Source organism: Alicyclobacillus acidiphilus NBRC 100859 (assembly GCF_001544355.1).
GTDB classification, from domain to species: Bacteria; Bacillota; Bacilli; order Alicyclobacillales; family Alicyclobacillaceae; genus Alicyclobacillus; species Alicyclobacillus acidiphilus.
On sequence record NZ_BCQI01000007.1, the window covers coordinates 95110 to 106385 of the forward strand.

Below are 11276 nucleotides of genomic sequence, written 5' to 3' on the forward strand. Positions count from 1 at the left end.
CCTTACGCTTCGACACCCACGGTCTCGTCTTCGATACCCAGTTCCGCCTTCAACCAGTCGTAACCCTTCGCTTCGAGTTCCTCGGCCAGCGTCGCGTCGCCGGATCGAACAATGCGTCCCTGCATCATCACATGGACATAATCCGGTTTGATGTAATTCAACAGACGTTGATAGTGGGTAATGATGAGGAATCCAATATTCTCGGACCTCAGCGAGTTGACGCCGTTCGCGACGATCTTCAGCGCGTCGATATCGAGACCGGAGTCAATTTCGTCGAGAATCGCGATCCTTGGCTCCAGCATCGACATCTGCAAAATCTCGTTGCGCTTCTTCTCGCCGCCCGAAAAGCCTTCGTTCAGGTAGCGTTCAGCAAATTCGGGATCGATACTGAGCGCCTTCATCTTCTCCTGCAGCATCCGGTGGAATTTCAAAACCGGAAGTTCATTGCCTTCGCCCAGTCGAGCGTTCAAAGCTTGACGAATGAAGTTGGCGTTGGATACGCCCGGTACCTCAGCAGGATATTGCATAGCGAGGAACAGACCCGCACGAGCCCGTTCATCCACCGACATCTCCAACAGGTCTTCCCCATCCAGGGTCGCGCTGCCCCCCGTGACTTCATAATGCGGATGACCCATCAACGCTGAAGCCAACGTACTTTTGCCCGTACCGTTCGGCCCCATGATGGCGTGAATCTCGCCGCCCTGAATATGTAAATTCAGACCTTTGAGAATCTCTTTCCCATCAATGTTCACCCGCAGATCGTTCACGCGAAAATCTGGCTTTGCCACTTGCAACCAACCTCGCTCTTCATCTATTGGATTTAATGTTGACTGCATTAGTCATCTTTCTGTAAATAGGGTATCACAGCGGTGTAAAAATGCAAGTTTTCGAAGGCATTTTCACCATATCAGGCGGACGAGATTCAGGGTGGACGAGATGCGCAGGCCCAAATCCAAGACGACAGGAGACGGTCGGCATTGCGGCATCAAGGCTGAGGGAATGGAGAATGGGAAATGGGGAGTGCGGCAAGGCGGGGCGGGCAACTTACGAATCGCTCAAGGCCTTATTGCCTTGGCCACGCCAGTCAAGCCTCGATCCCGCCGCCAATTTTCCGATTGTGGCCGAGAATGTGTCGACCTATCCGTCGGCGTACCATCAGAAGAGGTACTTGAACACCAGCTTCGCCTCTTCCGACATCATTTCTTTGTCCCAAGGCGGATCGAACGTCAACTCGACGTCAACTGTCTCGACGCCCTCCAGGAGCGAGACCTTTTCGATGATCTCTTCCTTGATGTCGTCGAACAGCGGACATCCCATGGTCGTGAGCGTCACGGTGATTCGAACGCGCTTGCCCTCGTCCAACACCTCAATGCCGTAAACCATGCCGAGATTCACGATATCAATCTGAATTTCCGGATCCAGCACATCGAGCAACATGTTGCGAACCACTTCTTCAGTTACCATGCAGATGTCTCTCCTTTCAAGCTATTGTATGTCGATCCCGCTGAGCGATCCGCCGATACTCCGTTTCGCCGCAATACCTGGCGGGCGTCCGGCGCGATTCGGCCAGCCTGTCAACGGACTCAAATGAGCGACTCGAGCGGCGTGTATGGAATGCCCAGGGCGGTGGCGACCGCCTCGTAGGTCAACTTGCCAGCGTAGACGTTGACGCCTTTGGCGAGGGCGGGATCAGCCTTCACAGCCGCCGTCGGACCTTGCGAAGCGATGCGCAGGGCGTACGGCGTCGTCGCATTCAGCAGAGCCAACGTCGACGTACGCGGGACCGCCCCTGGCATATTGGCGACAGAATAATGAACGATGCCGTACTTTTCAAACACAGGATCGCTGTGCGTCGTGATTCGATCAATGGAGGCAATCGACCCGCCTTGATCGATCGCGACATCGACAACGACCGCCCCAGGGTTCATTTGCTTCACCATTTCGTCCGAAACGATCTTCGGAGCCCGCGCACCTGGGATGAGCACACATCCAACGAGCAAATCCGCGCCAACGATCTGCTGCGTCAAGTTGTAGGAATTTGACATCATGGTGCGCACCCTGCCCCCGAAATACTCATCGAGGTAGCGCAAGCGGGCTGGACTGCTGTCGAAGACGGTGACATCCGCGCCGAGCCCCACCGCCATGCGAGCGGCGTTGGTGCCGACAATCCCGCCGCCGACAACGACGACGCGCGCCGCCGGAACGCCCGGCACACCGCCAAGCAAAATACCGCGGCCGCCGTGCGATTTTTCCAAAAAGTGCGCGCCGATTTGAATCGACATGCGGCCAGCGACTTCAGACATCGGCATCAACAAGGGCAAACTCCGATCCGGCAGTTGAACCGTCTCGTACGCGATCGCCGTCACACCGGTATCCATCAAAGCTTTGGTCAACTCCGGCTCCGGTGCCAAGTGAAGGTATGTAAACAACGTAAGGCCGCTGCGGAAGAACCTGTATTCTTCCGGCTGCGGCTCTTTGACCTTCATGACCATATCCGCTTGTGACCAAACGTCGCCGGCATTCGTCAGAATCTGTGCGCCGCTCGTCTTATAGTCATCATCGGAAAATCCGCTACCGCTTCCCGCTGTCGTCTCAATCAAAACTTGATGTCCAGCTTCCCTAAACGCCTGGACTGCGGCAGGCGTGATCGCAACTCGATTTTCGTTGTCCTTGATTTCCTTGGGTATGCCTATGATCACTGGTTCGTCTCCCCTTTGCCCGCACTATCGGGCATCAATCCGGATGTTTCAACCGGGCCGACTCGTAGGACAGGCATTACCAGTGTAATTCTCGATCACGTCAAACGCAACGAATTCTCCATAACGCGCATAGCGCCGCGACATTGGATACCCGATGCTACGGCTGTTCCTGCGACGGTTGTTTCGATACCAGGCGCTTGGCCCGGATCCGGCGAGAAGCGGCGAGCGCGTCGGCCCGCAGTTGTTCCTCGTGATCGATGATCCAAGCCTGAATTCGCTTGACATCGCTTGGTCCGATGCGCCAATTGCGATCGTCAAAAGGAAAAGATTCCCCCGTAAACTCGGACGACAGGGCGTCGACGGCCTGTCGGATATATTGAACAGGCACGTGCAGCATCTCGGCTAATTCAGAAATCGAAAACCGCGTCGTCAACTTTTTCTCACCTCGTCACGAAGTCACGTTCGGCGCATGAATCACCATCACATGCGGCGTCCGGCTGAAGAAGTCAGAGTTCTTATCCGAAAGCACTTGGAAACTGACGTGAATCGTCTGATTGGGTTTGACGTTGACGGGCCAGTGCTGAGACGTCGTTTCGGGGGCCATGTGATACAAAAAGCGGATCGACTGATCAGACAAGAACGTCTGGGACGAATTTTGTGCAAACCAGATCACCGCACGCATGTTGTTCAAGTCGATCGTCTGCTGAGATGGATTGTGAATCGTCGTCTCAATGTCAACCGCCTGCCAAGTCGCTTTTGCTGGGCTCGCGACGGGCTGAACTTGGATATTGGTCACCTGTAGTCCGCTTTTGACCCACACGGCATCCGCGTTCGCAACAGGCACAAATTGCGACGTGTAAAATTTCAGATGCGGAATTTCAGATATCACTTCTGAGCCAGCCTTCGCGTGCGGCCCCGACGGATGAAAACTCCACAGCACGCTCTGCCCCGGCTGCAATGTCCGACTTGGTCCATTGACGAACGTCAACCAATTCTCGACCGATGTGTTCGCATTGGGCGTAAACGATAATACACCGAACACATCCGCTTCCGAAACGGGCTTATTCGACGTATTTTTCACGGTCGCCAACACGTCCGACTGAGCCGGATCCCCTTTCACGGAACCAATTCGAACGTTGGAGACTTGCAATGGCGCGTTGGCCAAACCAAAGGCCGACGCCGACTGGACCGATTGCGCGATGTTCGCCGTGGTATGTTGACTGCGACCGCTGGAATACATCACAAACCCTATCACAATCGCAACACATGCCGCCGCCACGCCGCTCATCATTGGAATCAGCTTGCGCCGCCTGGATTTGGGCGGTACGCGAGTGCTCATCTCGACCTGTGCGCGTTCCAAAACGCGATCGCGAAGCTCGTTCCGAAATGGGACGTCCCCAAGCTTTCCCATCAACTCAAACAATTCCTTGTCGTCTTGGTCATGCATGAAACACGCCCCCCTTCTCACCCAGCGCTTCCTTCAACAACTGCCGGCCTCTGTGAAGTCTTGTTCGCACCGCCTGTTCGCTGATGCCCAGTACCTCCGCGACCTCGCTTCCGGACAGCGACCGGGCATAGTAAAGCACGACGACTTCTCTGTATTTCTCCGGCAATTGATTTACACATGTCCAAAGCGCGTCTTGCTGAAGCCTTGCCTCGACCTGCGCCTCCGTGCTGGAATCCGGTACGTGCTGCAACATCGTTCCGTCGTCCGTCATCTCGTGCTTGACACTCCACGAACGTAGAACGTCTTTTGCGCGATTTGCCGTGATCGACAGCAACCAAGTCTTGACGGAACTCTGCCCTTGAAAACTGTCGTAGTTCTTCCAAGCTCTCAGAAAAACGTCTTGTGCGATATCTTCCGCCTTGTGGAAATTGTGAACGTATGAGTACGCGAGATGAATCACGTCCTGTCCGTACCGATCCATCCATTCTTCCAGTGGGGCGACTTGTTCTTTCGCGGAATCCCCCTGACTCGCCTGATGCGCTTTCTGCATCTTCATACCCCTTCAGAAGGCGCGTTCGTCAATATGACGCAGCACCCGCCTCAAATGTGACATAGGTTGATTGTTTGGGAAAACATGCTACACTTTCGAACAGATTTACGCGCAAGTGGATACGCGAGGATGTCCACGCGCGACCTAAGCATATCAGTACGGGAGGCCGTTATGTACTCAATCGCACGATCCGCGTTATTCAAACTGGATGCCGAACGGGCCCATCGCATCGTCCTCCACGGACTCTCCAAACATCCATCGTTGGCCGGCCTCGTCGCTCCCAGAATCCGTGTATCGGATCGCCTGGACCAAGTGATTCGCGGGTTGCCGTTCGCACACCCGGTTGGACTCGCCGCTGGATTGGACAAGGATGCGATTGCAGTCGAAGGCCTGTTCAAATGTGGTTTTGCCGCGATCGAAGTCGGCACAGTGACGCCTGTCGCCCAGCCGGGCAATCAGCAGCCGCGCCTCTTTCGGTTAAAGGAAGACGAAGCGCTGATCAACAGAATGGGCTTTAACAATCTAGGTGCCAAAGCGTGCGCTGAGCAGTTGGCACTCCTTCGGAACAAAAACGGTATTGTTGGCGTAAACATCGGCCGCAACAAGACGACCCCGAACGAGGACGCCGCCCTCGACTACAGCCGAGCCCTGCGGGATGTCATTTCCTATGCCGACTACGTCGCAATCAACATCAGTTCGCCGAACACGCCGGGCCTTCGGGACTTGCAAAGCGTCCAATTTATCGAAGATTTGCTTCAAGAGCTTCAGCCCATTCTCGATCCCACCGCTGTCCCTGTTTTTATCAAAATATCGCCTGATTTAGCCGATGAATCCATTCTTGAGATTGGCACGCGTTTAGCAGCATCCAGATATGCGGAACGACTCGGCATCATCGCGACGAACACCACCATCGCGAGACCTCCGCTGAACAGTCCCAACGCGCACGAACAAGGCGGACTGAGCGGACGACCACTCGCCAGCCGATCCACAGAAGTCATCCGCCTGCTCAGACAATCGACCCGCGGCGAACTCCCAATCATTGGATGTGGAGGCGTTTTCGACGCCGACGATGCCTACGCGAAAATTCGTGCCGGCGCGAGCCTCATCCAAATTTATACGGCGTTCATCTACCGCGGGCCGCAAGTCATCAAAGACATTGTCGAAGGCTTGGATCTGCGCCTGCGACAGGATGGCATCTCACACATTCGGGATGCCATCGGTATAGACGCTTGAAGGCTGCTTCGCGTTACATGCAACGACCTACATCCCAATAATATGGTACCCCGCATCGACGTGAAGGACTTCTCCAGTTAATCCCCTGCTCAAATCGCTCATCAGAAACGCCGTCACATCGCCCACTTCCTCAGCCGACACGTTGCGGCGAAGCGGCGCGCGCTCCTCGACAGCGTGCAGAACGTCGTTAAAGCCGCGAACCCCCTTGGCCGCAAGCGTTCGAATGGGGCCCGCGGAAACGGCGTTGACGCGAATCGCATCTTTGCCAAGGTCGTTCGCCAAGTATCGGACACACGATTCGAGCGCGGCTTTGGCGACACCCATCACGTTGTAATTGGGCACGGCTCGCTCCGCGCCCAGATAGCTCATCGTCGCGATGCTCCCGCCCTCCGTCATCAGTTTGCGGGCCGCCCTTGCCACTGCGACCAGCGAATAGGCGCTTACGTCCGTCGCAAACGTGAAGCCCTCACGCGAGGTTGCGACGAATTCGCCCTGCAAGTCTTCCACGTTCGCGTGAGCAATGGAATGAACCACGCCATCGATGCATCCGTGCTTGTCCGCGATGACGTCAAACGCCTGTTCGACGGAATCGTCATTGGCCACGTCGCACTGCACGACCGTGACAGGCGTCTCCGGGAAAGACTCCGAACATAGTTTGTGTATTTGTTCTCCAGCGCGATCGCTGCGATACGTCAATACCAGGCGTGCGCCATGCCTGTGCGCGGCCTCAGCCACACCCCATCCGATGCTGCGGCGGTTCGCTATGCCCATAATCACAATCGTTTTGCCTGCCAATAGTGCCAAACGGATCTTTCCTCTCTCATCGAAATGTCTCTTCCATGTATACCACCAAGTTCCTGTTGGGTAAACCTGCTCAAAATGTCGCAGCGATGGCCGACGTGTTTGGAAATCCACGGACGCGTGCGCTACAATAGGATTGAAAATACGTGTTGAACACGAAAAGGAGGTATTTTCATGGCATATCAATTACCACCCTTGCCCTATGCTTTCGACGCACTCGAACCACACATCGATGCCTTGACGATGGAAATTCACCACGACAGACACCATGGGACCTATGTCACGAATGTGAATAAGGCTCTTGAAGGACATCCCGATTTGGAAACGAAGTCGGCCGAAGAACTCATCAGCAACCTCGACGCGGTTCCGGAAAACATCCGCACTGCTGTCCGCAACAACGGCGGCGGCCATGTCAACCACAGCATGTTCTGGAACCTTCTTTCTCCGAACGGCGGCGGTCAACCGACTGGCAAACTCGCAGAGGCCATCAACTCGACGTTCGGCAGCTTCGAGAAGTTCAAAGAGCAATTCGCAGCGGCTGCAACCGGTCGTTTCGGCAGTGGCTGGGCATGGTTGGTTGTCGATGGCGGCAAGTTGGCTATCACCAGCACACCGAACCAAGACAACCCGCTGATGGAAGGCAAAAAGCCTGTTCTCGGTCTCGACGTTTGGGAGCACGCGTACTACCTCAAGTACCAAAACAAACGTCCAGATTACATAAACGCGTTCTGGAACGTTGTCAACTGGGATCAGGCCAACAAGAACTACGAAGCGGCGCTGTAATCTCGGCCAATGCTTTGATCCTTTGAGCCTGTGATCGGACTCGGCAAAAAACCGCTCCTGTGCACCTTTCGGTGACACAGCGGAGCGGTTTTTTTGTTGGTAACTTGACAAGTGTGGTCCGGACCGCCAGAAATTCATGAATCCATGAAATTCGGAAACAATGGAAGAGCGAGTTCGCGCGTTTCGCTTGAGACAGGGATTCGCGATGGAGGATAACGATGAGTGTACTGACCATTATTCGCGGCGCCCACGTCTATGCGCCGAAAGATTTGGGAACGAAAGATATCCTGATTGGCGGGAGGCAAATTCTCGCGATTGGCGATGACCTGTCCGTGCACGGAACGGTGCCGGATGTCAACGTGATCGACGCGTCGGGGATGATGCTTTTTCCAGGACTCGTCGATCAGCACGTACATATGGCAGGCGGCGGCGGAGAAGGTGGATTTCACTATCGCACGCCGGAAATTTCGCTGTCTCACATCACCACGGCTGGTGTGACGACCGCAATTGGCGTGTTGGGCACCGACGGCGTAACCCGGACTACCCGAGAACTGCTCGCAAAGGCGAATGGGCTCGACTTTGAGGGGGTATCCACGTACATCTACTGTGGCGCGTATCAGATACCCACTCGGACGATCACAGGAATGCCCAGGTCCGATATCGTCCTCATCGATAAAGTCATTGGCGTGGGCGAAATCGCGATTTCGGACTCGCGATCCAGCCACCCGAACAAAAGCGAGATCGCCGAACTGGCTTCGGAGGCCCACGTAGGAGGGTTGTTGGCAGGCAAAGCCGGCGTCGTTCATTTTCACGTCGGCGACGACAAAAGCCGCTTGGACCTCTTACACGAGGTCGTCGACATGACGCAGCTTCCATACTCCACATTCGTGCCGACCCACTTGAACCGCAATCCGGACTTGCTGGATGCGGCGGTGGAATGGGGACGAATGGGCGGCTTTTGCGATGTCACGTCAGGCATCCGCCCTGACGAACACGACAACATATCCGTGAAACCTTCCAAAGCGATCCTCAAGCTTCTGGACTCCGGCGTGAAGCCGGGGTACATCACCATGAGTTCGGACAGCAACGGATCGTCGCCCATTTTCGACGACCAGGGCCAACTCGTCGCGATGGGTATCGGCAGCATCGCGACATTATGGGAAGAGACGGTCGATCTCATCCGCCGCGAAGGCGTTCCGATTGAGACGGCGCTTGGCATGGTCACTCGAAACGTCGCCCGACTCCTGAAACTCCACTACAAGGGACGCATTCACCCCGGATGCGATGCCGATCTTCTTCTGTGCGACGATCAGTTCAGAATCCAATCTGTCTTCGCCAAAGGGCGCCTGATGGTGGAGCAAGGAAAGCCGATTGTGTTCGGAACGTTTGAGAATGTCGAGAAGATACCGGGATCACCAGATGAAAGCAAATCTTCGGGAGGCGTGAACCAGGAGCGGGGACGGCCGATGATTGCCCCATCGCTCGACGACGAGGACGATTTTCCGGATCGGGACGAGCGACAGAAGCGCACAAAACGGTATTGTTGCTGAATATTGGGATGGGATGTTGCGGCGGGCGCAGGGGACGCGATGCAGAGGACCGCGGCGAACGGTGAGGCGAAACGCGAGCGGCAACTCGATGAATCCACTCAGCGTTCAGCCTCGCGCCGCAACGCCGGATCTGTGGCGGCTGGCCTACTTTCGCTCGTATCGGACGAGTTGGAGAACTTCTTCCCGAAGGCGCAAATCCGTTTCGTAACGCCCCCGCACCGCCACCGTCATGGTGCGGCTGCCCGGCTTCTTGATTCCGCGCATGTTCATGCACAGATGCTCCGCGTCGATCACCACCATGACCCCCTCAGCACTCAACTCTTCCGCCAAGGCGTCCGCAATCACGTTCGTCATCCGCTCCTGCACCTGCGGCCGCTTCGCAACGGTATCGACCAACCTGGCCAACTTCGACAATCCCGTCACCACATTGTCGTGCGGCAGATAGGCCACGTGGGCCGTCCCGAAGAAGGGCAGCAAATGGTGTTCGCACATGGAATAAAACGGGATATCTCGAACAAACACCATCTCTCCATGCTCGACGTGGAAACGAGCACTCAACTCGGCCCGTTCATCCTTGTGCAGGCCGCCAAAGATCTCTTGATACATCCTGGCCACCCTGGCTGGCGTATCGACAAGTCCCTCTCGATCCGGGTCTTCCCCGACAGCCTCCAAAATCATTCGGACAGCCGCTTCGATTTTCGCGACATCCATCTGACCTGCTTCGATATCATCACGCCCTCGCGGATTGGAAAGCGGATTGGAATTTGGTTTCGATTCACTCAACTCACTCGAGAACTCGGTCTCAGCGTTCACTCTGTCTAAAGGATTCGTACCGGTTGATGCCAAGATCTTCTCCCCCTAGAAAACAGCATGGCTTCGACCTATCCTACAATGTTGCGCGACCTATGTACAGTTTGTCCCTCGCGAGTCTGCGAAATCTACGCTCTCGCGACTATGTGATGTCGATAGAAAGAAACAGCTCTCAAAGAACGTCCATACATTACTATGAATAGAAATTTTATAAATCTGTTCGGCCCGGTTCATGATAGGCGTTTGCAAATGGCGCCGTAAACAGATAGTAGGGCCTTTCATATTCGAATCCGAGTTTCTTCGCCAGGTTGACAGACGCTTTATTCAACGTATCGCAGGTCCAGTTCGGCGTGATGTCCATCTTCAAACAGTCCTGGATGAAGCGTTGGGCCAGACAAAATCCTACCCCCGATCCGCGGAGAGACTTGTCAACGTCAATCCCGAGTTCAGCGCTTCCTCCCCCCACGAAAGCGGAGTAACACTTGCCGACGAAGCGCCCATCTTCGGAGATAGCCACCCAGCCGCAACCATAGTGCAAAAATCGCTCCACAGAACCCCACAATCCTTCGATGTTACGTGTTAACTCGGGAAAGGCGGAGGTAACATCGGGATCGATCCGGCGCACGCAGACATTGACTTCGTCCGCAACTTGACCTACGGGCAGCCGCTCAAAAGCATCCCGATGAAATCGGAATTGCGTCCGATCCGTTCTGAAAATTCGGTAACCGAACACTTCGAATAAGGCGCTGTCCCAAGTCTCCGACACCGTGGAGTAAAACACGAAAGGCGCCTTCACGGTGCCATGCTCGGAAGTAAATCTCTGTCTCATCGTTTCCACAAACCCATTCACAAATGCAGGTTCTGTCGCAGCGCCAACGAGTCGCCCACCGATCAAATTGGGACTCATGATGGCAGCACACGAGGGATTGTCAGCATGATCCACAAACACGACACCATCGATGCTGCCTTCGAGAATCGAGAGAGGGCTCGGCAAAAACACCGCTTCCTCGCCCATAAGCAACGACTTCACACTGGAGTACTTGTCAGATGTTAAGCGAACAAACGCCACGCAATCCCTCCACATTGAACTGTTGCACCTGTCCAACAGGTAATTATCTGTCCATCCTCATCTTACCATGCCAGACAATATCCGCAGTTGACCATGTAACCGGACGACGATGTCACCACGTGACGGCAGCGGCTCCGACGATGTCCCTCTCCCGCGATCGAACCGTTCAGGCCGCATGGTTGCTGATAGCAAACGAAGCGCCGGAAGGCGGAACGCAGTGGGGCGCGGAACGCAGTGGGCGCGGAACGCAGTCAAGTTTGGTCGCCAAACGCCCCACTGCGCGATCACGCGACCGTAACGGTACTTTTGTCCCTTACGTGGCTCAGGGAACCGG

The 11276-nt window shown here is 55.3% G+C and carries 13 protein-coding genes; 3 read left to right on the forward strand and 10 right to left on the reverse strand.

Going from position 1 to position 11276, the window contains the following annotated elements:
- Positions 1 to 2 precede the first annotated feature (2 nt).
- The 6 genes from sufC to AAC01S_RS04600 all read right to left on the reverse strand — a co-directional run bounded on the left by sufC (position 3) and on the right by AAC01S_RS04600 (position 4696).
- Positions 3 to 788 carry a Fe-S cluster assembly ATPase SufC gene (gene sufC / locus AAC01S_RS04575; RefSeq protein WP_067619524.1) on the reverse strand — a complete coding sequence of 262 codons (786 nt, stop codon included), beginning with the start codon at positions 786 to 788 and terminating at the stop codon, positions 3 to 5.
- A 367-nt stretch (positions 789 to 1155) separates the two neighbouring features.
- Entirely contained in the window at positions 1156 to 1464 is a 309-nt protein-coding gene (locus AAC01S_RS04580) for a metal-sulfur cluster assembly factor (RefSeq protein ID WP_067619450.1), read from the reverse strand.
- A gap of 119 nt (positions 1465 to 1583) precedes the next feature.
- On the reverse strand, positions 1584 to 2699 hold the full coding sequence (ald, locus tag AAC01S_RS04585) for an alanine dehydrogenase (protein ID WP_067619453.1): 1116 nt from the start codon (positions 2697 to 2699) through the stop codon (positions 1584 to 1586).
- A 157-nt stretch (positions 2700 to 2856) separates the two neighbouring features.
- Positions 2857 to 3132, reverse strand: a complete 276-nt coding sequence (locus tag AAC01S_RS04590) for a hypothetical protein (RefSeq protein ID WP_067619457.1) — start codon at positions 3130 to 3132, stop codon at positions 2857 to 2859.
- Positions 3133 to 3147: 15 nt separating this feature from the next.
- Complete coding sequence (locus AAC01S_RS04595; RefSeq protein WP_067619459.1) at positions 3148 to 4146, reverse strand: hypothetical protein; 999 nt, start codon at positions 4144 to 4146, stop codon at positions 3148 to 3150.
- Entirely contained in the window at positions 4139 to 4696 is a 558-nt protein-coding gene (locus AAC01S_RS04600; RefSeq protein ID WP_157071040.1) for a sigma-70 family RNA polymerase sigma factor, read from the reverse strand. Before AAC01S_RS04600 ends, AAC01S_RS04595 begins: the two co-directional genes overlap by 8 nt.
- A gap of 171 nt (positions 4697 to 4867) precedes the next feature.
- Between AAC01S_RS04600 and AAC01S_RS04605 the strand changes: the two genes are divergently transcribed.
- A complete protein-coding gene (locus AAC01S_RS04605; protein ID WP_067619465.1) occupies positions 4868 to 5929 on the forward strand; it encodes a quinone-dependent dihydroorotate dehydrogenase in 1062 nt (353 codons plus the stop codon).
- Positions 5930 to 5956: 27 nt separating this feature from the next.
- Here the strand turns inward: AAC01S_RS04605 and fabI are convergent, their stop codons facing one another.
- A complete protein-coding gene (gene fabI / locus AAC01S_RS04610) occupies positions 5957 to 6700 on the reverse strand; it encodes an enoyl-ACP reductase FabI (protein ID WP_067619527.1) in 744 nt (247 codons plus the stop codon).
- Between the two features lie 204 nt (positions 6701 to 6904).
- Between fabI and AAC01S_RS04615 the strand changes: the two genes are divergently transcribed.
- Positions 6905 to 7513, forward strand: coding sequence for a superoxide dismutase (locus AAC01S_RS04615; RefSeq protein ID WP_067619468.1), 609 nt, complete (start codon positions 6905 to 6907; stop codon positions 7511 to 7513).
- 218 nt (positions 7514 to 7731) lie between these two features.
- Positions 7732 to 9063 carry a beta-aspartyl-peptidase gene (iadA, locus tag AAC01S_RS04620; RefSeq protein WP_067619471.1) on the forward strand — a complete coding sequence of 444 codons (1332 nt, stop codon included), beginning with the start codon at positions 7732 to 7734 and terminating at the stop codon, positions 9061 to 9063.
- A gap of 144 nt (positions 9064 to 9207) precedes the next feature.
- Here the strand turns inward: iadA and folE are convergent, their stop codons facing one another.
- The 3 genes from folE to AAC01S_RS19690 form a co-directional block, all read right to left on the reverse strand.
- The gene (gene folE / locus AAC01S_RS04625; RefSeq protein ID WP_067619530.1) at positions 9208 to 9774 is read right to left on the reverse strand and encodes a GTP cyclohydrolase I FolE; all 567 of its coding nucleotides are present in this window, start codon (positions 9772 to 9774) and stop codon (positions 9208 to 9210) included.
- A 307-nt stretch (positions 9775 to 10081) separates the two neighbouring features.
- Positions 10082 to 10942 (reverse strand): GNAT family N-acetyltransferase, encoded by an 861-nt coding sequence (locus AAC01S_RS04630; protein WP_067619474.1) that lies wholly within the window; start codon positions 10940 to 10942, stop codon positions 10082 to 10084.
- A 57-nt stretch (positions 10943 to 10999) separates the two neighbouring features.
- On the reverse strand, positions 11000 to 11276 hold a 277-nt coding region (locus AAC01S_RS19690), incomplete at its 5' end, for a hypothetical protein (RefSeq protein ID WP_217997815.1).

What these genes read in the sequence shown, in the direction of transcription:
- AAC01S_RS04580 (WP_067619450.1), bottom strand. Translation starts at nt 1,464, where the DNA reads ATGGTAACTGAAGAAGTGGTTCGCAACATGTTGCTCGATGTGCTGGAT.
- AAC01S_RS04595 (WP_067619459.1), bottom strand. Translation starts at nt 4,146, where the DNA reads ATGCATGACCAAGACGACAAGGAATTGTTTGAGTTGATGGGAAAGCTT.
- AAC01S_RS04600 (WP_157071040.1), bottom strand. Translation starts at nt 4,696, where the DNA reads ATGCAGAAAGCGCATCAGGCGAGTCAGGGGGATTCCGCGAAAGAACAA.
- AAC01S_RS04605 (WP_067619465.1), top strand. Translation starts at nt 4,868, where the DNA reads ATGTACTCAATCGCACGATCCGCGTTATTCAAACTGGATGCCGAACGG.
- fabI (WP_067619527.1), bottom strand. Translation starts at nt 6,700, where the DNA reads ATGGGCATAGCGAACCGCCGCAGCATCGGATGGGGTGTGGCTGAGGCC.
- AAC01S_RS04615 (WP_067619468.1), top strand. Translation starts at nt 6,905, where the DNA reads ATGGCATATCAATTACCACCCTTGCCCTATGCTTTCGACGCACTCGAA.
- iadA (WP_067619471.1), top strand. Translation starts at nt 7,732, where the DNA reads ATGAGTGTACTGACCATTATTCGCGGCGCCCACGTCTATGCGCCGAAA.
- folE (WP_067619530.1), bottom strand. Translation starts at nt 9,774, where the DNA reads ATGGATGTCGCGAAAATCGAAGCGGCTGTCCGAATGATTTTGGAGGCT.